This window comes from Streptomyces deccanensis (assembly GCF_022385335.1).
GTDB classification, from domain to species: Bacteria; Actinomycetota; Actinomycetes; order Streptomycetales; family Streptomycetaceae; genus Streptomyces; species Streptomyces deccanensis.
This window is the reverse complement of the sequence record NZ_CP092431.1, coordinates 2,324,508-2,349,833: the sequence shown is the minus strand read 5'-3', so window position 1 is coordinate 2,349,833 and position 25,326 is coordinate 2,324,508. Positions and strand designations below refer to the sequence as shown.

Sequence of the window (25,326 nt, the reverse complement as noted above, 5' to 3'; positions counted from 1 at the left end):
CCGCCGCGGACCGGTACGGCGACCGGGCATGGTTTTGCTTGCGGCTCGGGGTCCATCCGGGGTACGCGCCGCCCCGTGTCCGGCCCGACCCTGCACCTGGCTCGGCGGGCTCAGCGAGCCCCCGGCCCGGCCGGGGGCTCGCCCCGCGTGGCCCCACCCGTCCCGGTGAGCGCGCCCCGTGCCTCCTTGGGGCCCCTCACCGTCCGCGTGGTCCACGCGGTGGGGGAGGAGGCGGTGGCGGTGGTGGCCTCTCCTCCGGTGGCGGCGGGGGTGCGGGCCAGGTGCCCGACCTCGACCCCGACCCCGACCTCGAACCGGATCCCGATCCCGCCCCCGTCCCCGGCCCGGATCCCGCCCCCGAGCCCGGCCGCTGTCCCGGTCGTCGGGGCGGTGGTGGTGTGAAGCGCCGTGCCACCGTGGGCGCGCCATACACATCGGGCGGACCCTGTGCCCCGGGGCCGCCGGAGCCGCCGGAGCCCCCAGCTCCGCCCGTACCCTGCCCGCCCGCACCCCGGGTTTCCGCACCCCGCCCGTCCCCGCCTCGCCCCGTCGACCCCCGCCCGGGCTCCCCGGGCTCCCCTGCCTCCCGGGAACCCCGAGCCCCTGGCGCCCCCCGCGCCCCCCGCAGCTCATCCGGCAGTCGCAGGTACGGATTGGTGTCCGGGTTCGGCGGTCGGTACGGCGTGCCCGGCGTGTACGGTCCCGAGGAGGAGCCGGGGTCGTAGGTCTCGGCGGTCGTCGTCGCCCAGCCCCCACCCTCACCCCCGACCCCGACGCCGACCCCCCGCGCCAGCGGCGACGCCCGCAGCCCCGCCGCCCGGGTCGCGCAGGCCAGCAGGGCCCCGGCGGCCCCCGCCCCCGCGCCCCACAGCGCGCCCAGCACCAACGCCGTCGCCACCCGCCCCCGCAGCTCCACTCCCGCGTCGAACGCGTCGATGCCGAACACGGCCAGCGACGCGTCCACCGACACCTCCGTCACCCACACGAGCAGCGGCAGTGCCACCGCCGTCGCGAGCCCGAGCCGAAGCGCGCAGCGCCCCATGAAGCCGAGCACGCTCCCGCCCCGTACATCCGCACCGGACGCACCCCCGGCAGGGGCCGCAGCCGCCCCCCGTACGAACGGCGTACGTACGGCGGTCAGAACCCCCGCGTACAACATCATCAACGCGGCGGCGAGGCCCAACAGCCAGACGCGGTTGTCGAGTTCGGCCAGCCGACCGAGCGTGACGGGCTCGTCCGCGTCGACGCGCAGGAGCTCGTCGAGCGGGTCGGGCAGGAGGTCGGCCAGCGCCCCGGTCGCCCTGCCGTCCCAGGGGACGAGGAGACCGAGGGGGACGCCCAGCCAGACCCCGTTCGGCGCGCCGAGGAGGGCCGCGCCCGCGATCCGCCGGGGGTTCGGGTCGCCGATCGCCGCGTACACCGCCGCCGCGAGCCCGGCGAGGACCGCCACCAGGAGCACGGTGACCACCGCGGACACGGCCGGCCGTACGACCCGGTGCACCACGTCGAGTCCGGGCGGCAGCGGGGTGTGGCGCGAGGCCAGCAGCGCGATGACCAGCACTCCGAGGCACCAGGTCAGGCCGCCGAGCACGGTCGGCACGGCGTCGACCGTGAAGCCGACGCGGGCGTCGGCGGAGGCCAGGTCGCCCAGCCGGTCCGGCAGCAGACCGCCGCCGAGGTCACCGAGGTCGCCGAGCCCGGGGATCTCCACGTTGTCCAGGTCGCCCCCGCCCGGCAGCTGTTCGTCGATGCCGAGCCGGCCGCCGTCGAGGGTGATGACGGCGTTCCCGGCCCAGGCCAGCCCGCCCATCAACGCCACGAACAGCGCGAGCACCGTGCCCGCGCGCGCGAGGAGTTCCCCGGGCGAGACGACAACTCCCGCGCCCCGCAAGGACCGTAGGAAGAACCAGGACAGCAGCAGCGCACCCACGAGGCTGACACCCAGTGGCGTGATCTCGATGGCGGTGGTCGCCTGAGCCCCGTCCAGGCCCATCACGGACACATCGCCCGACGGGGTCACCGACCCACCCGCCCCGAGCGCCACAACCGCCGCTGTCATGGGCCCGAGTTCGCCCGCCGCGTCGGCCTCCAGCAGATGCAATCCGAGCGCCGCCGCACCCGCCATGCCGATCAAAGCCCAGCTCACGGCGGCAATCGCGGAGAACACCACGTCCCCCCACGGCACGCGCCTGCCACGGCCAACATTCCGGTCGCTCATGGTCGGACCCCCCGATCCGCATCGCGGCGTTGCACCGCTGATGTCCCCCTCGCGGGGGATTACCACTCTCCGGCCCGGTTTCAACCCCGTCAACGGGACGGGGAGATGCCCCCGTACGTTCTCTTCACAAGGCCCGACTTTCGGTCAGGGGGTCGAGCCTGAAATAGTTCCCCCCGATGTTCGACATCCCTAGACTCCCTGTGTTGGGGGTAATTCGGGGGACAACTCAGTGGGGCATGGAGTGCCGGAACTCGTACTGGAATTGAACGGACAAACCTGGACGCTCGATCCGTCCAGGGCATACACCCTCGGACGTGATCCGCAGGGGGACATCGTGTTCGACGACGCCAGGGTGTCCTGGCGTCACGCCACGATCAGCTTCGGCGGCCGTAGTTGGGTGATCGAGGACCACGGCAGCACCAACGGCACCTTCGTGCAGGGGCAGCGGATCCACCAGTTGGAGATCGGCCCCGGCTCGGCCGTGCACCTCGGCAACGCGACCGACGGACCGAGACTCAGCCTCTCCGGCACCGCCGCGTCCGTCGCGCAGCCCCAGCAGCAGCCGTACGCGGCGCAGGGCGCGAGCGCCGGATACGCCGGCCAGCAGCCCCCGCAGCAGCAGGCACCGCAGGCGGGCTGGCAGCAGCCTCCGGCGGCACAGGTCCCGCAGCAGCAGGGCTTCCCGCAGCAGGGCCCCGGTGGTGGCGCGGGGGCGCCGCCGGTCTACGGCGACCGCAGCCCGACCACGTTCCACCACCTGTCGCTCGGCCGGGTGATGCGGATCGGTCGTGCCCTGGAGAACGAACTGGTGGTCTCCGACCTCCAGGTCTCGCGCCACCATGCCGAGTTCCACGCGACGCCCGACGGGCGCTTCGAGATCCGTGACCTCGGTTCGCACAACGGCACGTTCGTCAACGGTATGCCGATCGCCAAGGGTGGCTCGGCCCTCCTCGGTCCGAACGACATCGTCGGCGTTGGCCACTCGACGTTCCGCATCGTCGGCGACCGCCTGGAAGAGTTCGTCGACACCGGTGACGTCTCGTTCTCCGCACGCCATCTGACGGTCACCGTCGACGGCGGCAAGCAGATCCTGAAGGACGTCTCCTTCGGTGTCCCGGAGAAGTCGCTCATCGCGGTCATCGGCCCCTCGGGCTCCGGCAAGTCCACCCTGCTGAAGGCGCTCACGGGCTACCGCCCCGCCAACCAGGGTGACGTCCTCTACGACAACCGGAACCTGTACAAGCAGTTCGCCGAGCTGCGTCAGCGCATCGGTCTCGTGCCGCAGGACGACATCCTGCACAAGGAGCTGAGCGTCAAGAAGGCCCTCAAGTACGCGGCCAAGCTGCGCTTCCCGGCCGACACCACGGCCGCCGAGCGTGACGCCCGCATCGACGAGGTGCTGCGCGAGCTGAAGCTCGACATCCACAAGGACAAGAAGGTCACCTCGCTCTCCGGCGGCCAGCGCAAGCGCGTCTCGGTCGCCCTGGAGCTGCTGACCAAGCCGTCGCTGATCTTCCTGGACGAGCCGACCTCCGGCCTCGACCCGGGCATGGACCGCGACGTCATGCAGCTGCTGCGCGGCCTCGCCGACGACGGCCGTACGGTCCTGGTGGTCACCCACTCGGTGGCCGAGCTGGCGATCTGCGACAAGCTGCTGGTGATGGCCCCGGGCGGCTCGGTGGCGTACTTCGGTCCGCCCGAGGAGGCGCTGAACTTCTTCGGCTACGAGACCTGGGCCGACGTCTTCTCCGCCTTCGAGAACTACCGCGACTACGACTGGGCGGGCCGCTGGAAGGGCTCGCAGCACTACCAGATGTACGCCGCGGACATCGACGCCGTCGCCCCGCAGTCGGTGCACATGCCGCCGCCGCAGGCGATGCGTCCGCCGAAGCCGCAGGGCTGGTTCTCCCAGCTCGGCACCCTGGTCCGGCGCTATGTCTCCGTCATCGCGTCCGACAAGGGCTTCCTGGCGCTGACGGTGATCCTGCCGGCCGTCCTCGGCGCGGTGAGCCTGCTCATCGACCCGGACAAGGACCTGCTGGTCAGGAAGATCAACCCGGCGACCAACCTGCCCATCCCCAACGGCACGGCCACCACGGTGCTGCTGATCCTCGCGGTGGGCGCGTGCTTCGCGGGCGCCGCCAACTCCGTACGAGAGCTGATCAAGGAACGGGTGATCTACGAGCGGGAGCGGGCCACCGGCCTGTCGCGCTCGGCGTACCTGATGTCCAAGGTGATCGTGCTCGGCGCGGTGACCGTGTTCCAGGGCGCCATGGTCGGCGCGATCGGGTTCTCCAGCCGGACGATCCCGGACGAGGCGCTGATCTTCGGCGAGGGCAAGGTCGCCGTGATGCTGGAGCTCTCCATCCCGATCATGGGGCTCGGCTTCACGTCCATGATGTTCGGCCTGGTCATCTCCTCGCTGGTGAAGACCGCCGAGAAGACGATGCCGCTGCTGGTCATGTTCGCGATCGTCCAGGTCGTCTTCACCGGCTGCCTCTTCGCCCTGCACGGCAGCCCCGGTGTCAACGAGTTCTCGTACCTGATGCCGTCGCGCTGGGCGGTCGCCGCCGCCGGTGCCACGCTGGACTTCAACAACATCAGCCCGCCGAAGGAGGCCGGCGACACCGACCCGCTGTGGGACCACACGGCCGGCGCCTACAGCCTCGACATGATCGCCCTGATCGTGCTCGGTGTGATCTGCGGCTTCCTCGTGGCCCGCTTCCTGCGCCGCCACGAGCCCGAGGTCATGCGGAAGTAGTCCACGGGCAGTGACGTACGAAGGGCGGCACCCGCACCGGGTGCCGCCCTTCCGCGTTCTCAGAGGTCCCGCGCGGGCCTCAGTACGCGCTGTTGACGTTGTCGATCGAGCCGTAGCGGTCGGCGGCGTAGTTCGCGGCGGCCGTCAGGTTGGCGACCGGGTCGTACTGGCTCTTCTTCGTGCCCGGGACGTGGTAGGCGTCGAAGGTCGGCTTGATGACCTGCAGCAGACCGATCGAGGGGACGCCGTTCTGGGCGTTGATGTCCCAGTTGTTGATGGCGTTCGGGTTGCCCGAGGACTCCCGCATGATGTTCTTGTGCAGGCCGTGGTAGGTGCCCGGGATCTTGTGCTTCTTCATGATGTCGAGCGCCTCGCGGATCCAGCCGTCGAGGTTGTTCGGGTACGACTTGGCGGCGGCGGCCTTGACCTGGGCGGCGCGCTTGGCGGACCGGCTCGCGGCCTCCTTCTTGGCGCGCTCCTGCTCGGCCTTCTTCTTCGCGGCAGCGGCGGCAGCCTTCTTGTCGGCGTCGGCGGCCTGGTTCGTCACGCTGGCCTTCGCGGCCGGGGCCGGGTTCTGGCTGAACGCCGCCGGAGCCGCGGACACCGTCTGCGTGGCGGTCTGAGCCTCGGCCGGCACCAGCGAGAACGCGAGGGCGGCGGCACCGAAGGCGGCCACGCCGGCGAACGAGAGCTTGTGGGTCTTGGTCAGCGCGAGACTGTGGCCGGGGATCTTGGCGTTCTTGAGCATGAGTGATGGACCTCTTCGAATAGCGCGGAGGTCGCTCTGCGTGCCAGGTGGGGGACACAGCTCTTCCAGCACAAACGCCGCGGTTTGACCCGCGGCGTCGAGCGACAGCAGCAATTCTTAGCGGCCGCAAAATGGCGTGGCAAAGGTGTGACGTACGATGCCGCTTAGTTGTGCCGGAAGCGGCAAAATGGGACAGACCACCCCGTCCTTCCCGCTCATACCGCCCGTATGTATCTCCTAGGTTTCTTCGTACGTGATGCGCGCCCTATGGGGGGCCTCACACCGCCCTGACGGTTTGTTCACTGTCAGTTGCGCCCGCAATGCTGTGTGTGAGGCGCCTCTCCGGCAGGATCAGATGCACGTCCCCGAACTCGTGCCACAGATAACGCCCCCTGATCGCGGCCTCGTACGCGCCCTCGATCGCCGCCCGCCCCGCGACCGCCTCCAGCATCAGCAGATGCGAGGCCTCCGGCTCGTGCAGCCCGGTCAGCAGCCCGTCGACCACCCGCACCCCGCGCTCCGGCGTCACCACCAGATCCGTCCAGCCCTCCCGCGCCCGGACGACGCCGTCGGACCCGGTCGCCGACTCCACGGCCCGCACCGCCGTCGTCCCCACCGCGACGACCCGCCCGCCACCGGCCCGCGCCGCGTTGATCAGCCGCGCCGAGGCCTCGGGCACCGCGAACCGCTCCGGATACGGCGGCTCGTGCGCCTCCGCCGACGCGACCCCGGTGTGCAGCGAGACCGGCGCGAACTGCACCCCCCGGCTCACCAGCTCCGCCACCAGCCGAGCCGTGAACGGCCGTCCGGCACTCGGCATCTCCGCACTCCCCGCCCCGTCCCGCGACGGCAACGCGAACACCGTCTGGTACACGGACAGCGGCTGGTCGCGCTCGGTGTAGGAGTAACGGATGGGCCGCCCGTGCTCCCGCAGCAGCCCGGCCACCCCCGACGAGGACACACGGGCCCACCACAGCCTGTCGCCCCGCTCACTCAGGGGCTTCTCCAGGACCAGCCGCACGTCACGGGGCAGCCACACCTCCGTCCCCGCCGGACCGCCCGGACGCGCGCGCGTGGTGCCGCGCCCGTCCGGATCCCGCAGCTCGACCGCCCACCGCCCGTCGTCGCCCCGCGTGGAGAAATGCACCACCACGCGCGCGTGCCCGATCCTGCCGTCCACCGCCGCCGCCAGCGTCGGCGAGGTGTTGACCACCAGCAGATCACCCGCAGCCAGCAGCCCCGGCAGCGCCGCGAACGCGTGGTGCGACACCGCCGTCCCCCGAGAGACCAGCAGCCGTACGCCGTCCCGGTCGAGGCCCGGCCCGCGCTGCTCGGCGGGCACGCGCGCGTGCAGCTCCTCCGGCACCCGCACCGTCACCGTCGTCATCGCCCCTCCAGCAGGGACGGCGCCGCGTAGCGGCCACTGGCCGGCCGCTCGTCGAGCAGCCGCAGGAAGGCGGGCACCACACCGGCCGGCTCCGGCCGCGGATCGTCGTCGTCCGGTACGGCCGCCGCGTACAGGTCCGTGCCCATGTCGCCGGGATCGACGGCCCACACCCGAAGGCCCGGCTCCTCCTCCGCCAGCACCGCCGACAACTGGTCCAGCGCCGCCTTCGAGGCCCCGTACCCGCCCCACGTCCCGTACGCCTCGACCGCCGCGTCCGAACTGACGTCGATCACCGTGCCCGCCCCCGAGGCCCGCAGCAGCGGCAGCGCCTCCTGGACCAGCCCCAGCGCCGCGACCACATTGACCTCCAGGGCCCGCCGCAGCCCTTCCAACGGCAGTTCCTCCAGCCGTACCAGCGGCTCGGCGCCCAGCGCGCTCGCGTTGTTCACCAGCAGGTCCACCCCGCCCAGCCGCCGCGCGGCCGCCACCAGCTCCGCCCGGTGCCCGGCGTCGGTGACATCCCCCGCCAAGGCCTCCACCCGCGTCCCGTACGCCGACAGCTCCGCCGCCGCCTCCTTCAGCACCCTGGCGGTCCTGGCGTCGAGCACCAGATCCCACCCGCGCCGCGCCAGCGCCGCGCCGAGCGCCCGGCCCAGCCCCTTCGACGCCCCCGTGATGATCGCCACCGACATGACATCCGTCCCCTCGTTCTCACCCGCCTCCGAACCCGGCGGCGGTGATCCCAACGTAGGAACCGCACCGCCCCCACCGCCTCGTACGCGGGCCGCAGAGCCCCGGGGCCCTTCGCCCTACGCCACCGGGCCGGGCCCTCAGGACGTAGGACCCGTCGAAGGCCGCCCGACCCGGCCCCCGGGACCTAGGACCGGTCGTAGGCCCCGGGCCTACGACCGAGGCCCCCCGCAAGGCCTCCGGCGGCCCGATCCGCCGTGTCGGACCCCGCCGGTACGGTGAGGTCATGAGTCAAGGTCCACGGTCCGGCCTCGCCGCGGTGAGCAGCGCCCTGCTGGCCATGAGCAGGCACCTGGAGGTGCGCGACGTCCTCAAGACGATCGTCGCCTCCGCGCGCGAGCTGCTGGACGCGGAGTACGCCGCGCTCGGCGTCCCCGACGACCACGGCGGCTTCGCCCAGTTCGTCGTCGACGGCGTCAGCGACGCCCAGTGGAAGGCCATCGGCCCGCTCCCGCGCCAGCACGGCATCCTCGCCGCGATGCTCCACCAGGCCACCCCCGAGCGCCTGGCCGACGTCCGCAAGGACCCCCGCTTCGAGGGCTGGCCCAGCGCCCACCCCGACCTGATCGACTTCCTCGGCCTGCCCATCCGCGACGGCGACGAGGTCATCGGCGCCCTCTTCCTCGCCAACAAGCGCTGCCCCAAGCCCGACGGCGGCTGCGGCTTCACCGAGGAGGACGAGGACCTGCTGTCGATCCTCGCCCAGCACGCCGCCATCGCCCTCACCAACGCCCGCCTCTACGAACGCAGCCGCGAGCTGACCATCGCCGAGGAGCGCTCCCGGCTCGCCCACGAACTGCACGACGCGGTCAGCCAGAAGCTGTTCTCCCTGCGCCTGACCGCCCAGGCGGCCGCCGCCCTCGTCGACCGCGACCCCTCCCGCGCCAAGGGCGAACTGCAGCAGGTCGCCGCCCTCGCCGCCGAAGCCGCGGACGAACTGCGCGCCGCCGTGGTCGAACTGCGCCCCGCCGGGCTCGACGAGGACGGCCTGGTCGCCACCCTGCGCACCCAGGTCCACGTCCTCGACCGCGCCCACAGCGCCCGTGTCACCTTCTCCGGCCGCGGCGCCCGCGCGCTGCCAGCCGCCCAGGAGGAGGCCATGCTGCGCGTGGCCCAGGAGGCCCTGCACAACGCCCTGCGGCACTCGGGCGCCGAGCGGGTCGACGTCACCCTGGACCGGCACGGCGGCGGAGCCGTCCTGCGCGTCACCGACGACGGCCACGGCTTCGACCCCCAGGCCGTACGCCGCGCGGGACGCCACCTCGGCCTGGTCTCCATGCGCGACCGGGCGAGCGGGGTCGGGGGCCGGCTGGCCGTGGAATCGGAGCCCGGCAAGGGCACCACCATCGAGATGGAGGTCCCCGGTGGCTGACACGATCAAGGTGCTCCTCGTCGACGACCACCAGGTGGTCCGCCGAGGTCTGCGCACCTTCCTGGAGGTACAGGACGACATCGAGGTCGTGGGCGAGGCCGCCGACGGCGCCGAAGGCGTCGACCGCGCCGAGGAGCTCCGGCCCGACGTCGTCCTCATGGACGTCAAGATGCCCGGCATGGACGGCGTCGAGGCCCTGCGCAGACTCCGCGAACTCGCCAACCCCGCGCGTGTACTCATCGTCACCAGCTTCACCGAGCAGCGCACGGTCGTCCCGGCCCTGCGCGCCGGGGCCGCCGGATACGTCTACAAGGACGTGGACCCCGACGCCCTGGCCGGCGCCATCCGCTCGGTGCACGCCGGACACATCCTCCTGCAGCCGGAGGTCGCCGACGCCCTGTTGTCCCAGGAGGAGGCCAACTCCGGGCAGGGGAGAGGCGGTTCGCTGACCGAGCGGGAGCGTGAGGTGCTCGGCCTGATCGCCGACGGCCGCTCCAACCGTGAGATAGCGCGGGCGCTGGTGCTGTCCGAGAAGACGGTGAAGACCCACGTCTCGAACATCCTCATGAAGCTCGACCTGGCTGACCGGACCCAGGCCGCGCTCTGGGCGGTACGCCATGGTGTGACCGGATGATGTGCGGATTGTCCGGCAACACGGAGGGTTCCCCTCCGGGCTGAGATTCATACTGTCGGGTGTATGTCCCCCGGGTGGCGCATCCTGCCGGGACCCCCGGCGTTCTTCAGTGCGTGCTGCGTGCGACCGCCGCAGTGATCGCAAGGAAGGGCTCAAAGTGAAGAACCTGAAGAAGGCCGCCGCTGTCACGATGGTGGCCGGTGGCCTCGTCGCCGCCGGTGCCGGTATGGCCTCCGCCACCGACGGCGGGGCGCACGCCGACGGCAAGGCCATCGGCTCGCCGGGCGTCGTCTCGGGCAACGTCATCCAGGCCCCGGTCCACATCCCCGTGAACGCGGTCGGCAACAGCGTGAACGTCGTCGGCATCCTGAACCCGGCCTTCGGCAACCTGGGTGTCAACCACTGACGTTCCGCCCCGGAGCACCAGTGACCACCGGCCTCCCAGGCACCCCCTGGGAGGCCGGTCAGGTTTCGTCCTGTAGTCGTTCCATCGCCCCAATGCGCCGAAGGGGCCGTTCCCGCCGTCGGCGCGTACCACCGCGGAGCAGCCGGGCGTTGATCAGCGCACGGCCCGTTCGGCTGGGCCGGACACGTACGACGCAGGAGGAACGCAGCTCATGAACTTCGCCAAGAAGGCCGCTCTGACCGTCACCGCCGCCGGTCTCGCCGCGGGCGCCTCGTCCGGTGCCGCCGTCGCCGACTCGGTCGCCGACAGCGCCGCGGTGGGCTCCCCGGGCGTCGCCTCCGGCCTCGACGTCCAGGTCCCCGTCGATGTCCCCGTCACGGTCACAGGCCTCAGCGCCAACCTCATCGCCGCCCTCAACCCGACGTTCGGCAACATCACGGCCAACCACTGAGCACGACCGCGCACGGCCGCGCCGACCATCCAGCCGTCCCAGCTGCGGGCAGTCGTGCCGCTGGGGGCGGCACGGGTGGGCGCAGCGGCACCCGGCAAGCGCCGGTGAGCGAAACCCGGCCCCCGCCCAGCCGCAATCACCGAGCAACCCGCAACCAAGGGCCCAGCCGCCCCGCAGCCGCCGGGCAACGCACAGCCAAGGGCCCAGCGCACCCCCGCCCGGACTACCGCCCCCGCTCCCGCTCCTCCACGAACGCGTTGTACGCCGCCACCTGCGCCCGCCGAGCCGTCCGCTCCACCGGCCGCAACGCGGCCGTCCGCGAGGCCATCTCGGACGCGCTCACGGCCCCGCCGTGCCCGTTCTCGAAGGCCACGGAGATCAGCAGCCCGATCCGCTGCGCCAGCTCCAGCACCCGTACCGCACGCGGCGGATACCCGGGCGCCAAGACCTCCCGCCCCCGCTCGGCCCGAGCCCGGTACGCGTCGATCGCCGCCTCCGCCACCGGCCCGGACGCCGCGACGTCCAGCCGCGACAACACCTCCGTCGCCTCCCGGAGCGCCTCCGCCAGCTCCCGCTCGGCCTCCCCGAGCGACGGCACGTCGGCCGGCGGCGCCTCACGCACCTCCAGGCAGTGCCAGACGACCTCCACGTGCTCGTCGCCCGCCGGCCCGGCCGAGGACACCTCCGGCACCAGCCCCAGCGCACCCCCGTGGCAGACGACCGCCTCCTCCGCCTCCAGCGCCCGCTTGTTGAACTCCGGCGGCCCGCTCAGCCCCAGCGGATGCCCCGGCGCCGGCAGCGCGACCCGCAACCCGGTCACCCCGAGCGCCCGCAACCGCCCCAGCCCGAGCGTCAGCCCCACGGGCCCCGATTCGCCGGGCAAGCCCTCCACCCGGTGCACCGCGTCCTCCCCGACGATCGCGAGCACCGCGTCATCCGGCGAGACAAGTCCGGCAAGAAGGGCATTTCCCCATGAGGCGAGGCGTCCTGAGCGTGGTTCGGAGAGCATGTCCCCACCCTAAGGACGACCGAGGCGATGGGTGGCCCGACCGGTGGCGTAGATTTCCCTATGGGCTGCGCCCACCCGGCGGTGGCTCCAACCACAGGCGTACGCGACAGCCGAGTCAGGCCGACACTGCAAGGGGAGACAGCGCGCTCATGAGCGATGTTCTGGAGCTGGAGGACGTATCCGTGGTCCGCGAGGGCCGGGCTCTGGTGGACCAGGTCTCCTGGTCGGTCAAGGAGGGCGAGCGCTGGGCCATCCTCGGCCCCAACGGCGCCGGCAAGACCACCCTCCTGAACATCGCGTCCAGCTACCTCTACCCCAGCAAGGGCACCGCCACGATCCTCGGCGACACCCTCGGCAAGGTCGACGTCTTCGAACTGCGCCCCCGCATCGGCATGGCCGGCATCGCCATGGCGGAGAAGCTCCCCCGGCGCCAGACCGTCCTGCAGACCGTGCTGACCGCCGCCTACGGCATGACGGCCACCTGGAACGAGGACTACGAGGAGGTCGACGAGCTGCGCGCCCGCGCCTTCCTCGACCGCCTCGGCATGACCGAGTACGTCGACCGCAAGTTCGGCACCCTCTCCGAGGGCGAGCGCAAGCGCACCCTCATCGCCCGCGCCCTGATGGCCGACCCCGAGCTGCTGCTCCTCGACGAGCCCGCCGCCGGTCTCGACCTCGGCGGCCGCGAGGACCTCGTACGCCGCCTCGGCCGCCTCGCCCGCGACCCGATCGCTCCCTCCATGATCATGGTCACCCACCACGTCGAGGAGATCCCCCCGGGCTTCACGCACGTCCTGATGATCCGTCAGGGCAAGGTCCTGGCGGCGGGCCCGCTGGAGCTGGAGCTCACCTCCCGCAACCTCTCCCTCTGCTTCGGCCTCCCGCTCATCGTGGAACAGGTCGACGACCGCTGGACCGCCCGCGGCTTGCCGCTCACCTGACCCGCAACTCCCGTCGATCTTGCGGCTGTCGGGTGCGCCGGGGCCATAACCCGGCCCGGGCCCACCCGACTTGGAAGCCCTCTGTACGCGATCTTTGACCGGGCGCTCTGTTCGGCGGCCCGATCGCGGTTCTACCATTGCCGATGTGGACAGCATCGACGCATGGGTGTGGTGGCTGATCGGCGCGGCCGGGCTCGGAATCGCCCTCGTCGTGACCGCGATGCCCGAGTTGGGAATGCTCGCCCTGGGCGCGGTCGCCGGCGCCGTGGTCGCGGGGCTGGGTGGTGGTGTCGTACTCCAGGTCGTCGTCTTCGCGATCGTCTCCGTCGCGCTCATCGCCGTCGTACGGCCCATCGCGGCCCGGCACAGATCGCAGCGGCCGCAACTCGCCACCGGCATCGACGCGTTGCGGGGCAAACACGCCGTCGTCCTCGAACGGGTCGACGGCGCGGGCGGCCGTATCAAGCTGGGCGGCGAGATCTGGTCGGCCCGCGCGCTCGACACCGGTCAGGCCTTCGAAGTGGGGCAGGAAGTGGACGTGGTCGAGATCGAGGGAGCCACGGCGATCGTCATGTGACCTCGTACGACGTGGTCACGAGGCGATGACGCAATGGCCTGAACCACCCACCCGGCAGGCGGTGTTCTGCCAGACTCGACCAGCAAGATCTTCAACAGTCCGAACAGGCATAAGATCTTCAGGAAGCGCCACGGCGGAGAAGGGCACGGGGAGCAACGATGGAACCGATCATCATCGTCCTGATCATTCTGGTGGTGTTGGTCTTCATCGCCCTGATCAAGACCATCCAGGTGATCCCACAGGCCAGCGCGGCCATCGTCGAGCGGTTCGGCCGCTACACGCGCACTCTGAACGCGGGCCTCAACATCGTGGTCCCGTTCATCGACTCCATCCGCAACCGCATCGACCTCCGCGAACAGGTCGTGCCGTTCCCGCCGCAGCCGGTGATCACCCAGGACAACCTGGTCGTGAACATCGACACGGTCATCTACTACCAGGTCACCGACGCCCGCGCCGCGACCTACGAGGTCGCCAGCTACATCCAGGCGATCGAGCAGCTCACCGTCACCACGCTGCGCAACATCATCGGTGGCATGGACCTGGAGCGGACCCTGACCTCTCGCGAGGAGATCAACGCGGCCCTGCGCGGCGTCCTCGACGAGGCCACCGGCAAGTGGGGCATCCGCGTCAACCGCGTCGAACTGAAGGCGATCGAGCCGCCCACCTCCATCCAGGACTCGATGGAGAAGCAGATGCGCGCCGACCGCGACAAGCGCGCCGCGATCCTCACCGCCGAAGGTACGCGCCAGGCGGCCATCCTCACCGCCGAGGGCGAGAAGCAGTCCCAGATCCTCCGCGCCGAGGGTGAGGCCAAGGCGGCCGCCCTGCGCGCGGAGGGCGAAGCCCAGGCGGTCCGTACGGTCTTCGAAGCCATCCACGCCGGTGACCCGGACCAGAAGCTCCTCTCCTACCAGTACCTCCAGATGCTCCCCAAGATCGCCGAGGGCGACGCCAACAAGCTCTGGATCGTCCCCAGCGAGATCGGCGACGCCCTCAAGGGCCTCTCCGGCGCCATGGGCAACTTCGGCAACCTGGGCGGCGGCCCCACCGTCCCCCGCCCCGCCGACGGCAACGGCGAACGCCGCGAGAAGCCGGCGATCGACTGACGGGCAAACACGACGACGGGCCCGCCTTCCGAAGAAGAGCGGGCCCCAAGTCTTTTGCCTTTAAGGGGCGCGGGGAACTGCGCGACCAGCCACGGCGCCGCCGCAGCCCGCAAACGACAGAAGTCGAACGGCGCTGGGGAGCCGCGTTTCCGGGGCGGAGCCCTACGCGGCTCCCTGCGAGAGCCAGGCCGGAAGCGCGTCGAAGTCATCGTGGCCCAGCGACAGCAGCATCGCATCGGCCGGCGTCGGCTCGAACGGCTGCCGCAGCAACGGCATACCCGCCTGCTCCGGAGTCCGGTCCGCCTTGCGGTGGTTGTCCTCGGCGCAAGAAGCCACCGTGTTCAGCCAGGTGTCCCCACCGCCCCGCGACCGCGGCACCACATGGTCGACGGTCGTCGCCCGACGACCGCAGTACGCGCACCTGTGCCTGTCCCGTACCAGCACACCCCGCCTCGACCACGGCGCTTGTCTTCGGAACGGCACCCGCACGTAGCGGCAGAGCCTGATCACCCGGGGCGCCGGTATGTCGACCGCGGCTCCCCGCATGCGCAGCTCGGGGTGGGTCTGCTCGACGACGGCCTTGTCCTGCAGCACCAGCACGACGGCTCGGTTGAGCGTCACCGTCGACAGCGGCTCGAAGCTCGCGTTCAGTACCAGCGTGTCCCGCATCCCAGCCCACCTCCTGTGCCAGCCCACCCCCCGGCGGGCTTGGATCAACTCTGGCCGGGCACGCCGAGATGGACAACGCAATAAAAAATGCCCGTCCCTGATCACTTCCAAGACCAGGGACGGGCAAACGTTCAATGAACGTCCAGCTTCGTTGCTATTCCGCCACGGCGGCGTACTCACCGATGAGTTGTGCGCGGGCCAGGGTGTGGAACCGCAGGTTGAACCCGACGACGGCCGGCGAAGCGTCCGAATCCGGGCCGAGCTTCTCCTGGTCCACGGCGTACACCGTGAACACGTACCGGTGGGCCGGATCGCCGGGCGGCGGGGCGGCCCCGCCGAAGTCCTTCGTCCCGTAGTCGTTGCGCACCTGGACGGCGCCCTCGGGCAGTCCCTCGAACTTCCCCGACCCGGCACCTGTCGGCAACTCCGTCACCGACGCCGGGATGTCGAAGACGACCCAGTGCCAGAACCCGCTCCCCGTGGGGGCGTCCGGGTCGTAGCACGTCACGGCGAAGCTCTTGGTCTCCGGCGGGAAGCCCTCCCAGCGCAGCTGCGGCGAGGTGTTCCCCTCCGCGTAGACCTGGGCGTCCTTGAGCGTGGAACCCGCCTCGACGTCCTCGCTCGCGACCGTGAAGGACGGCACGACCGGGTGGAAATCGTGGGGGAGCGGCGGCCTCTTCGGCTCGGTCACCTCGATACCTCCTGATGGATCCGGGGTGGGTGTGGTTCCAGTGGTACCGAGCCTAGAACCAGCTGCGCTTGCTGCCGACCTCGGACAGCCACTGGTTGAGGTACGCCGTCCAGTCCGTGCCCTGGTAGTCGTGCAGACCCACCTTGAACGAGCGGAACGAGTCGCTGCCCTCGCTGAACAGACCCGGCTTCTTGTCCATCTCCAGCACGACGTCCATCTCGCGCTCGTCGGCGACGAAGCTCAACTCGACCTGGTTCAGGCCGTGGTACTGCTGCGGCGGGTAGAACTCGATCTCCTGGTAGAACGGCAGCTTCTGCCGGGTCCCCCGGATGTGACCGCGCTCCATGTCCGCGTTCTTGAAGCGGAAGCCCAGCTGGATGAAGGCGTCCAGGAGAGCCTGCTGCGCGGGCAGCGGGTGCACGTTGATGGGGTCCAGGTCACCGGAGTCGACCGCGCGCGCGATCTCCAGCTCGGTGGTCACACCGATGTGCATCCCGGGCAGCGGCTGACCCTGAATGGTGGTGATCGGGGTCTCCCACGGGATCTCCAGCCCGAACGGCACCACATGCACGGCCTCGGCCTTCAGCTCGAAGGCACCGCCGAGCCGCTGCTTGGTGAACTCGATGTCCTGCTTGTACTCCGCGTCCTGGCCCTCGACCTCCACCTTGGCCTGAAGCCCGACGGACAGCGCCTCGATCTGCTGGTCCACGGAGCCGCCCTGGATCCGCACCTCACCCTGGACGACACCGCCCGGGACGACATTGATCTCGGTCAACACCGTCTCGACCGAAGCGCCACCGGCTCCCAGGCTCGCGAGCAGCCGCTTGAACCCCATGTCTGTTCCTCCCGTCAGGCCGAAGCCTGCGCATCTGCGTGGTTCTGTGTTCTCTGTGGTGTGGATCGCTCTGCGTGGCGCGGAGCCTTGATCCCTACAAACGCAAACCGACGGCACCCGGTTCCGCGTCCTCCCGCTTCCTCACCCTTCCAAGGAGGACGCCCCCACGCCACCCGTCGGCACGCACCCGTCTGGACTACGCTCGTACGCCATGATCGCGAGCCCCGACCGTACGCCCCTCGCCCGCGAGTTCTTCGACCGCCCCGTGCTGGAGGTGGCGCCGGACCTCCTCGGGCGCGTCCTCGTCCGCACCACCCCGGAGGGCCCGATCGAGCTCCGTCTCACGGAGGTCGAGGCCTATGACGGTGCGAACGACCCGGGTTCCCACGCCTATCGCGGTCGCACAGCCCGCAACGGCGTGATGTTCGGTCCGCCCGGACATGTGTACGTCTACTTCACCTACGGCATGTGGCACTGCATGAACCTCGTGTGCGGTCCGGAGGGCCGGGCGAGCGCGGTCCTGCTGCGCGCCGGCGAGATCACCGAAGGGGCCGACCTTGCTCGCAAACGTCGAATCTCGGCCCGAAATGACAAAGAACTGGCCAAAGGGCCGGCCCGCCTGGCCACGGCCCTGGACATCGACCGAGCCCTGGACGGCACGGACGCCTGCGCCGCCGAGACCTCGCCCCTGACCGTTCTGACCGGCACCCCCGTCGGCCCTGACCAGGTACTCAACGGCCCCCGCACCGGGGTCTCCGGCGACGGTGGGGTCCACCCCTGGCGCTTCTGGATCGCCAACGACCCGACGGTCAGCCCTTATCGAGCCCATGTCCCCCGTCGGCGCTCAACTTGACTCGCCCCTGGGCGATCCGTAACGTAGCCCGAGCCGCTTGAACCGGTTACGGCGATCAGCCAGCAGCCGAGAGCGGCCAACCCACTACCTACGACATCCCCTCAGCGGGGGCGAATTAGGCATGCCCTGATTCCAGCCCGCACCACTCAATTATGAGTTGCCGAGGGAATCGGCTAACGTAGTGAATGTCGAAAGGCCGCAAGGGAAACCGCGAGGCCTAAAGACAGCCGAAAGGCAAATCCCCCCGACAGGGAATCGGATCGGAAAACGATCTGATAGAGTCGGAAACGCAAGACCGAAGGGAAGCGCCCGGAGGAAAGCCCAGGAAATAACTTGGGTGAGTACAAAGGAAGCGTCCGTTCCTTGAGAACTCAACAGCGTGCCAAAAATCAACGCCAGATTAGTTGATACCCCGTCTCCAGCATCTGCTGGGGCGAGGTTCCTTTGAAATAAACACAGCGAGGACGCTGTGAACCATCGGCTTATTCCGCCGGTGGTTCCGCTCTCGTGATGTGTGCACCCGATTACGGGTAAACATTCACGGAGAGTTTGATCCTGGCTCAGGACGAACGCTGGCGGCGTGCTTAACACATGCAAGTCGAACGATGAACCACTTCGGTGGGGATTAGTGGCGAACGGGTGAGTAACACGTGGGCAATCTGCCCTTCACTCTGGGACAAGCCCTGGAAACGGGGTCTAATACCGGATACGACACTCTCGGGCATCCGATGAGTGTGGAAAGCTCCGGCGGTGAAGGATGAGCCCGCGGCCTATCAGCTTGTTGGTGAGGTAACGGCTCACCAAGGCGACGACGGGTAGCCGAGCCTGAGAGGGCGACCGGCCACACTGGGACTGAGACACGGCCCAGACTCCTACGGGAGGCAGCAGTGGGGAATATTGCACAATGGGCGAAAGCCTGATGCAGCGACGCCGCGTGAGGGATGACGGCCTTCGGGTTGTAAACCTCTTTCAGCAGGGAAGAAGCGAAAGTGACGGTACCTGCAGAAGAAGCGCTAAGCTAACTACGTGCCAGCAGCCGCGGTAATACGTAGGGCGCGAGCGTTGTCCGGAATTATTGGGCGTAAAGAGCTCGTAGGCGGTCTGTCGCGTCGGATGTGAAAGCCCGGGGCTTAACCCCGGGTCTGCATTCGATACGGGCAGACTAGAGTGTGGTAGGGGAGATCGGAATTCCTGGTGTAGCGGTGAAATGCGCAGATATCAGGAGGAACACCGGTGGCGAAGGCGGATCTCTGGGCCATTACTGACGCTGAGGAGCGAAAGCGTGGGGAGCGAACAGGATTAGATACCCTGGTAGTCCACGCCGTAAACGGTGGGAACTAGGTGTTGGCGACATTCCACGTCGTCGGTGCCGCAGCTAACGCATTAAGTTCCCCGCCTGGGGAGTACGGCCGCAAGGCTAAAACTCAAAGGAATTGACGGGGGCCCGCACAAGCAGCGGAGCATGTGGCTTAATTCGACGCAACGCGAAGAACCTTACCAAGGCTTGACATACACCGGAAACGGCCAGAGATGGTCGCCCCCTTGTGGTCGGTGTACAGGTGGTGCATGGCTGTCGTCAGCTCGTGTCGTGAGATGTTGGGTTAAGTCCCGCAACGAGCGCAACCCTTGTTCTGTGTTGCCAGCATGCCCTTCGGGGTGATGGGGACTCACAGGAGACTGCCGGGGTCAACTCGGAGGAAGGTGGGGACGACGTCAAGTCATCATGCCCCTTATGTCTTGGGCTGCACACGTGCTACAATGGCAGGTACAATGAGCTGCGAAGCCGTGAGGCGGAGCGAATCTCAAAAAGCCTGTCTCAGTTCGGATTGGGGTCTGCAACTCGACCCCATGAAGTCGGAGTTGCTAGTAATCGCAGATCAGCATTGCTGCGGTGAATACGTTCCCGGGCCTTGTACACACCGCCCGTCACGTCACGAAAGTCGGTAACACCCGAAGCCGGTGGCCCAACCCCTTGTGGGAGGGAGCTGTCGAAGGTGGGACTGGCGATTGGGACGAAGTCGTAACAAGGTAGCCGTACCGGAAGGTGCGGCTGGATCACCTCCTTTCTAAGGAGCACTTCTAGGCTGCCACGGCAGTCCAGAGGCCAGATCATCAGCGAACGTCTGATGCTGGTTGCTCATGGGTGGAACGTTGATTATTCGGCACCGTCGGCCGTCTCGGGCTGCAAGTACTGCTCTTCGGAGCGTGGAACGCTGATCACGAGCGGCGAGGGTGTCGGGCACGCTGTTGGGTGTCTGAGGGAATGAACGTCCCCTCAGTGCCGGCCCCAGTGAACTCCGGTGGAAACCGGGGGTGATGGGTGGTTGGTCGTTGTTTGAGAACTGCACAGTGGACGCGAGCATCTGTGGCCAAGTTTTTAAGGGCGCACGGTGGATGCCTTGGCACCAGGAACCGATGAAGGACGTGGGAGGCCACGATAGGCCCCGGGGAGTCGTCAACCAGGCTTTGATCCGGGGGTGTCCGAATGGGGAAACCCGGCAGTCGTCATGGGCTGTCACCCTTGCCTGAACACATAGGGCAAGTGGAGGGAACGCGGGGAAGTGAAACATCTCAGTACCCGCAGGAAGAGAAAACAACCGTGATTCCGGGAGTAGTGGCGAGCGAAACCGGATGAGGCCAAACCGTATGCGTGTGAGACCCGGCAGGGGTTGCGTATACGGGGTTGTGGGATCTCTCTTCTGTTGTCTGCCGGCAACAGGACGAGTCAGAAACCGTTGATGTAGGCGAAGGACATGCGAAAGGTCCGGCGTAGAGGGTAAGACCCCCGTAGCTGAAACGTCAGCGGCTCGTTTGAGAGACACCCAAGTAGCACGGGGCCCGAGAAATCCCGTGTGAATCTGGCGGGACCACCCGCTAAGCCTAAATATTCCCTGGTGACCGATAGCGGATAGTACCGTGAGGGAATGGTGAAAAGTACCGCGGGAGCGGAGTGAAATAGTACCTGAAACCGTGTGCCTACAAGCCGTGGGAGCGTCGGACATCAAGCTTGCTTGGTGTCTCGTGACTGCGTGCCTTTTGAAGAATGAGCCTGCGAGTTTGCGGTGTGTTGCGAGGTTAACCCGGGTGGGGTAGCCGTAGCGAAAGCGAGTCCGAACAGGGCGATTTTAGTAGCACGCTCAAGACCCGAAGCGGAGTGATCTAGCCATGGGCAGGTTGAAGCGGAGGTAAGACTTCGTGGAGGACCGAACCCACCAGGGTTGAAAACCTGGGGGATGACCTGTGGTTAGGGGTGAAAGGCCAATCAAACTCCGTGATAGCTGGTTCTCCCCGAAATGCATTTAGGTGCAGCGTCGTGTGTTTCTTGCCGGAGGTAGAGCACTGGATAGGCGATGGGCCCTACCGGGTTACTGACCTTAGCCAAACTCCGAATGCCGGTAAGTGAGAGCGCGGCAGTGAGACTGTGGGGGATAAGCTCCATGGTCGAGAGGGAAACAGCCCAGAGCATCGACTAAGGCCCCTAAGCGTACGCTAAGTGGGAAAGGATGTGGAGTCGCAGAGACAACCAGGAGGTTGGCTTAGAAGCAGCCACCCTTGAAAGAGTGCGTAATAGCTCACTGGTCTAGTGATTCCGCGCCGACAATGTAGCGGGGCTCAAGCGTACCGCCGAAGTCGTGTCATTGCGATATATACCCCCAACGGGGATCGTGATGGGTAGGGGAGCGTCGTGTGCCGGGTGAAGCAGCCGTGTAAGCGAGTTGTGGACGGTTCACGAGTGAGAATGCAGGCATGAGTAGCGATACAAACGTGAGAAACGTTTGCGCCGATTGACCAAGGGTTCCTGGGTCAAGCTGATCTGCCCAGGGTAAGTCGGGACCTAAGGCGAGGCCGACAGGCGTAGTCGATGGATAACCGGTTGATATTCCGGTACCCGCTGTGAAGCGTCAAACATCGAACCAGGCGATGCTAAGTCCGTGAAGCCGCCCCGGATCCTTCGGGTGAAGGGGAGTGGTGGAGCCGACGAACCAGACTTGCAGTAGGTGAGTGATGGGGTGACGCAGGAAGGTAGTCCATCCCGGGCGGTGGTTGTCCCGGGGTAAGGGTGTAGGACGTCAGGTAGGTAAATCCGCCTGGCAATAGTCTGAGACCTGATGCCGAGCCGATTGTGGTGAAGTGGATGATCCTATGCTGTCGAGAAAAGCCTCTAGCGAGTTTCATGGCGGCCCGTACCCTAAACCGACTCAGGTGGTCTGGTAGAGAATACCGAGGCGTTCGGGTGAACTATGGTTAAGGAACTCGGCAAAATGCCCCCGTAACTTCGGGAGAAGGGGGGCCATCACTGGTGATCCGATTTACTCGGTGAGCTGGGGGTGGCCGCAGAGACCAGCGAGAAGCGACTGTTTACTAAAAACACAGGTCCGTGCGAAGCCGTAAGGCGATGTATACGGACTGACGCCTGCCCGGTGCTGGAACGTTAAGGGGACCGGTTAGTCACTCTTCGGGGTGGCGAAGCTGAGAACTTAAGCGCCAGTAAACGGCGGTGGTAACTATAACCATCCTAAGGTAGCGAAATTCCTTGTCGGGTAAGTTCCGACCTGCACGAATGGCGTAACGACTTCTCGACTGTCTCAACCATAGGCCCGGTGAAATTGCACTACGAGTAAAGATGCTCGTTTCGCGCAGCAGGACGGAAAGACCCCGGGACCTTTACTACAGTTTGATATTGGTGTTCGGTTCGGCTTGTGTAGGATAGCTGGGAGACTGTGAAGCTCGGACGCCAGTTCGGGTGGAGTCGTCGTTGAAATACCAGTCTGGTCGTGCTGGATGTCTAACCCGGGTCCGTGATCCGGATCGGGGACAGTGTCTGATGGGTAGTTTAACTGGGGCGGTTGCCTCCCAAAGGGTAACGGAGGCGCCCAAAGGTTCCCTCAGCCTGGTTGGCAATCAGGTGGTGAGTGTAAGTGCACAAGGGAGCTTGACTGTGAGACCGACGGGTCGAGCAGGGACGAAAGTCGGGACTAGTGATCCGGCGGTGGCTTGTGGAAGCGCCGTCGCTCAACGGATAAAAGGTACCCCGGGGATAACAGGCTGATCTTCCCCAAGAGTCCATATCGACGGGATGGTTTGGCACCTCGATGTCGGCTCGTCGCATCCTGGGGCTGGAGTCGGTCCCAAGGGTTGGGCTGTTCGCCCATTAAAGCGGTACGCGAGCTGGGTTTAGAACGTCGTGAGACAGTTCGGTCCCTATCCGCTGCGCGCGTAGGAATATTGAGAAGGGCTGTCCCTAGTACGAGAGGACCGGGACGGACGAACCTCTGGTGTGCCAGTTGTTCTGCCAAGGGCATGGCTGGTTGGCTACGTTCGGGAGGGATAACCGCTGAAAGCATCTAAGCGGGAAGCCTGCTTCGAGATGAGTATTCCCACCCACTTGATGGGGTAAGGCTCCCAGTAGACGACTGGGTTGATAGGCCAGATATGGAAGCCCAGTAATGGGTGGAGTTGACTGGTACTAATAGGCCGAGGGCTTGTCCTCAGTTGCTCGCGTCCACTGTGTTAGTTCTGAGACAACGAACAGTTGTCGGCTAGAGCTGAACCACACAAAAGAAGAGTGTGCTTGTTCGCTCGAAACCATTAGGGTTTCGGTGGTCATAGCGTGAGGGAAACGCCCGGTTACATTCCGAACCCGGAAGCTAAGCCTTACAGCGCCGATGGTACTGCAGGGGGGACCCTGTGGGAGAGTAGGACGCCGCCGAACAATCTTTGGAAGGACCCCTGGTCCCAGCGTTCAGCTGGGACCAGGGGTCCTTTTGTTTCTAGAATGCTTGCAGTACCGAAGACAGGAGTCACCATGTCCACCAACTCTCCCGACGATCGACCGGAGCGCGACCAGCGGCGACGGGACAGTGGTGACCGTGGCGGCTATCGCGGTGGACCGCGCCGCGACAACGACCGGCGCGACAACGACCGTGGTGGCTACGGGCGGCGTGACGATCGCCGTAGCGACGACCGCCGTGGTGATGACCGGCGGGGTGATGACCGAGGCGGGTTCCGTCGCGACGATCGCCGCGACGACCGTGGTGGCTTCCGTCGTGACGACAACCGTGGTGGTGAGCAGCGCGGCGTCGGGTTCCGTGGCCGCGACGACCGCCGTGACGACCGCCGTGATGGTGACCGTGGGCCTCGTCCCGCGTTCCGCCGCGACGACCGTCCGGGGGCCCCTCGTCGTGACGATCGGGATCGCGACCGTGGATTCCGGCGGGACGGCGACCGGCCGGCCTTCCGTCGCGACGACCGCCGCGACGACCGTCCCGCGTTCCGTCGTGACGACCGTCGGGATGACCGCAGGGACGACCGGCGCGACAGCGGGGACCGTGGTGATCGTGGCGGCTTCCGGCGCGATGACCGGGACCGTGGGTTCCGTCGGGACGACCGTCCCGCTCGTCCCGAGCGCCGTGAGGGTGACCGTCCCGCGTTCCGTCGCGACGACGACCGTGGCGGCTTCCGCCGTGACGACGACCGTGGCGGCTTCCGCCGCGACGACAACCGTGGTGGTGAGCAGCGCGGCGGCGGGTTCCGTGGCCGCGACGAGCGTGGCCGCGACGAGCGACGCGGGGACGACCGCGGTGGGCGTCCGCCCTTCCGCCGTGACGACCGCCGAGACGACTTCCGGCGCGACGACCGCCGGGACGGTGACCGTCCCCCCTTCCGCCGCGATGACCGCCGCGATGACCGTCGCGACGACTTCCGGCGCGACGACCGTCGGGATGACCGCCCCGCTCGTCCCGAGCGTCGTGAGGGTGACCGTCCCGCGTTCCGTCGTGACGACGACCGTGGCGGCTTCCGCCGTGACGACAACCGTGGCGAGCAGCGCGGTGGCGGGTTCCGTCGTGACGACAGCCGTGGTGGCGAGCGCGCCGGCGGGTTCCGTGGGCGTGACGATCGCCGCAGCGACGACCGGGGGCGTGGTCCCCGTCGTGACGACCGTGGCGGTCGGCCCGGAGGCTTCCGTGGCCGTGACGACCGGCGCGGCGGCGACGACCGGCGTGGTGGTGGCCGTTTCCGCGACGAGCGGGACCGGGACCGGGAGCCGATCAAGCGGCTGCCGATCCCCGAGGACGTCACCGGCGACGAGATCGACAAGGACGTACGCCAGGAGCTGCTGAGCCTGCCCAAGGGGCTGGCCGAGGATGTCGCCAAGAACCTGGTGATGGTCGCGCAGCTCATCGACGAGGACCCCGAGAGGGCGTACGGCTACTCCAAGGTCGCTCTGCGGCTGGCGTCGCGTGTCGCGGCCGTGCGGGAAGCGGCCGGCTTCGCGGCGTACGCGAACCAGAAGTACAGCGAGGCGCTCGCGGAGTTCCGTGCGGCCCGGCGGATGACCGGCAACGTCGAGCTGTGGCCCGTCATGGCGGACTGCGAGCGTGGTCTCGGGCGGCCCGAGAAGGCGCTCGACATGGCCGGGGCCCCCGAGGTGCACAAGCTGGACAAGGCCGGGCAGGTCGAGATGCGGCTCGTCGCGGCCGGCGCCCGGCGGGACATGGACCAGCTGGACGCGGCCATCGTGACGCTGCAGAGCCCCGAGCTGGCCTCCAACTCCGTACAGCCGTGGACCGCGCGCCTGCGGTACGCCTACGCCGACGCGTTGCTCGCGGCCGGGCGTGAGGGCGAGGCGCGGGAGTGGTTCGCCAAGGCCGTCGAGGCCGACAAGGACGGCAGCACGGACGCTTCGGACCGGCTGGCGGAGATGGACGGTGTCGAGTTCATGGACGCCCTCGTCGAGGACGATGACGAGGACGGGAACGAAGACGGCCTCCTCGTCGACGAGGACCATGACACCGACACCGACACCGACACCGACACCGACGCAGCCGCAGGCGACGATGACGGCCCTGCCGATGTGGACGACGCGGATGTCGTCGTTGTCGCCGACGACGACAAGGACTGACGTCCGGTAGAGAGC

At 68.1% G+C, this 25,326-nt stretch carries 18 protein-coding genes and 3 rRNA genes; 13 read left to right on the top strand and 8 right to left on the bottom strand.

Annotation, left to right across the window (positions count from 1 at the left end; translation table 11 throughout):
• Positions 1-196 precede the first annotated feature (196 nt).
• Positions 197-2,218, bottom strand: coding sequence for a streptophobe family protein (locus L3078_RS10450; RefSeq protein WP_239753144.1), 2,022 nt, complete (start codon positions 2,216-2,218; stop codon positions 197-199).
• 241 nt (positions 2,219-2,459) lie between these two features.
• Here L3078_RS10450 and L3078_RS10445 point away from each other — a divergent pair, with 241 nt between their 5' ends.
• Entirely contained in the window at positions 2,460-4,979 is a 2,520-nt protein-coding gene (locus tag L3078_RS10445; RefSeq protein ID WP_239753143.1) for an ABC transporter ATP-binding protein/permease, read from the top strand.
• Positions 4,980-5,058: 79 nt separating this feature from the next.
• Here L3078_RS10445 and L3078_RS10440 read toward each other — a convergent pair whose 3' ends face one another.
• The 3 genes from L3078_RS10440 to L3078_RS10430 form a co-directional block, all read right to left on the bottom strand.
• Positions 5,059-5,727, bottom strand: coding sequence for a transglycosylase SLT domain-containing protein (locus L3078_RS10440; RefSeq protein WP_239753142.1), 669 nt, complete (start codon positions 5,725-5,727; stop codon positions 5,059-5,061).
• Positions 5,728-6,004: 277 nt separating this feature from the next.
• On the bottom strand, positions 6,005-7,114 hold the full coding sequence (locus L3078_RS10435; RefSeq protein WP_239753141.1) for an S-adenosylmethionine:tRNA ribosyltransferase-isomerase: 1,110 nt from the start codon (positions 7,112-7,114) through the stop codon (positions 6,005-6,007).
• Positions 7,111-7,806: an SDR family NAD(P)-dependent oxidoreductase gene (locus L3078_RS10430; RefSeq protein WP_239753140.1), complete on the bottom strand. Its 696-nt coding sequence runs from the start codon at positions 7,804-7,806 to the stop codon at positions 7,111-7,113. Before L3078_RS10430 ends, L3078_RS10435 begins: the two co-directional genes overlap by 4 nt.
• Before the next feature lie 284 nt (positions 7,807-8,090).
• On the opposite strand from L3078_RS10430, the gene L3078_RS10425 reads away from it, so the two are divergent.
• From L3078_RS10425 to L3078_RS10410, 4 genes are all read left to right on the top strand, one after another.
• Entirely contained in the window at positions 8,091-9,236 is a 1,146-nt protein-coding gene (locus L3078_RS10425; protein WP_239753139.1) for a GAF domain-containing sensor histidine kinase, read from the top strand.
• The gene (locus tag L3078_RS10420; RefSeq protein WP_239753138.1) at positions 9,229-9,870 is read left to right on the top strand and encodes a response regulator; all 642 of its coding nucleotides are present in this window, start codon (positions 9,229-9,231) and stop codon (positions 9,868-9,870) included. Before L3078_RS10425 ends, L3078_RS10420 begins: the two co-directional genes overlap by 8 nt.
• A 157-nt stretch (positions 9,871-10,027) precedes the next feature.
• Positions 10,028-10,276, top strand: a complete 249-nt coding sequence (gene chpE / locus L3078_RS10415; protein WP_033529228.1) for a chaplin ChpE — start codon at positions 10,028-10,030, stop codon at positions 10,274-10,276.
• 211 nt (positions 10,277-10,487) lie between these two features.
• On the top strand, positions 10,488-10,727 hold the full coding sequence (locus L3078_RS10410; protein ID WP_193382203.1) for a chaplin family protein: 240 nt from the start codon (positions 10,488-10,490) through the stop codon (positions 10,725-10,727).
• A 223-nt stretch (positions 10,728-10,950) separates the two neighbouring features.
• On the opposite strand, the gene L3078_RS10405 is transcribed toward L3078_RS10410, so the two are convergent.
• A complete protein-coding gene (locus L3078_RS10405) occupies positions 10,951-11,736 on the bottom strand; it encodes a hypothetical protein (RefSeq protein WP_239753137.1) in 786 nt (261 codons plus the stop codon).
• Between the two features lie 149 nt (positions 11,737-11,885).
• Between L3078_RS10405 and L3078_RS10400 the strand changes: the two genes are divergently transcribed.
• The 3 genes from L3078_RS10400 (at position 11,886) to L3078_RS10390 (ending at position 14,360) form a co-directional block, all read left to right on the top strand.
• The gene (locus L3078_RS10400) at positions 11,886-12,677 is read left to right on the top strand and encodes an ABC transporter ATP-binding protein (RefSeq protein ID WP_239753136.1); all 792 of its coding nucleotides are present in this window, start codon (positions 11,886-11,888) and stop codon (positions 12,675-12,677) included.
• A gap of 145 nt (positions 12,678-12,822) precedes the next feature.
• Positions 12,823-13,254 (top strand): NfeD family protein, encoded by a 432-nt coding sequence (locus tag L3078_RS10395; RefSeq protein ID WP_239753135.1) that lies wholly within the window; start codon positions 12,823-12,825, stop codon positions 13,252-13,254.
• Positions 13,255-13,412: 158 nt separating this feature from the next.
• Positions 13,413-14,360, top strand: a complete 948-nt coding sequence (locus L3078_RS10390; RefSeq protein ID WP_239753134.1) for an SPFH domain-containing protein — start codon at positions 13,413-13,415, stop codon at positions 14,358-14,360.
• A gap of 162 nt (positions 14,361-14,522) precedes the next feature.
• On the opposite strand, the gene L3078_RS10385 is transcribed toward L3078_RS10390, so the two are convergent.
• The 3 genes from L3078_RS10385 to L3078_RS10375 all read right to left on the bottom strand — a co-directional run bounded on the left by L3078_RS10385 (position 14,523) and on the right by L3078_RS10375 (position 16,555).
• Positions 14,523-15,029: an HNH endonuclease gene (locus L3078_RS10385; protein WP_033529234.1), complete on the bottom strand. Its 507-nt coding sequence runs from the start codon at positions 15,027-15,029 to the stop codon at positions 14,523-14,525.
• A 154-nt stretch (positions 15,030-15,183) separates the two neighbouring features.
• On the bottom strand, positions 15,184-15,720 hold the full coding sequence (locus L3078_RS10380) for a YbhB/YbcL family Raf kinase inhibitor-like protein (RefSeq protein WP_239753133.1): 537 nt from the start codon (positions 15,718-15,720) through the stop codon (positions 15,184-15,186).
• Positions 15,721-15,772: 52 nt separating this feature from the next.
• Positions 15,773-16,555 (bottom strand): sporulation protein, encoded by a 783-nt coding sequence (locus L3078_RS10375; RefSeq protein WP_239753132.1) that lies wholly within the window; start codon positions 16,553-16,555, stop codon positions 15,773-15,775.
• 211 nt (positions 16,556-16,766) lie between these two features.
• Here L3078_RS10375 and L3078_RS10370 point away from each other — a divergent pair, with 211 nt between their 5' ends.
• The 5 genes from L3078_RS10370 to L3078_RS10350 all read left to right on the top strand — a co-directional run bounded on the left by L3078_RS10370 (position 16,767) and on the right by L3078_RS10350 (position 25,311).
• On the top strand, positions 16,767-17,408 hold the full coding sequence (locus L3078_RS10370; protein WP_239753131.1) for a DNA-3-methyladenine glycosylase: 642 nt from the start codon (positions 16,767-16,769) through the stop codon (positions 17,406-17,408).
• 537 nt (positions 17,409-17,945) lie between these two features.
• Positions 17,946-19,474 (top strand): 16S ribosomal RNA (locus L3078_RS10365).
• 301 nt (positions 19,475-19,775) lie between these two features.
• Positions 19,776-22,899: ribosomal RNA gene (locus tag L3078_RS10360) — 23S ribosomal RNA — on the top strand.
• 105 nt (positions 22,900-23,004) lie between these two features.
• Positions 23,005-23,121 (top strand): 5S ribosomal RNA (gene rrf / locus L3078_RS10355).
• The 16S, 23S and 5S rRNA genes sit together here, the layout of an rRNA operon.
• A gap of 1,344 nt (positions 23,122-24,465) precedes the next feature.
• A complete protein-coding gene (locus tag L3078_RS10350) occupies positions 24,466-25,311 on the top strand; it encodes a hypothetical protein (RefSeq protein WP_239760271.1) in 846 nt (281 codons plus the stop codon).
• The last annotated feature ends 15 nt before the right edge of the window (positions 25,312-25,326 follow it).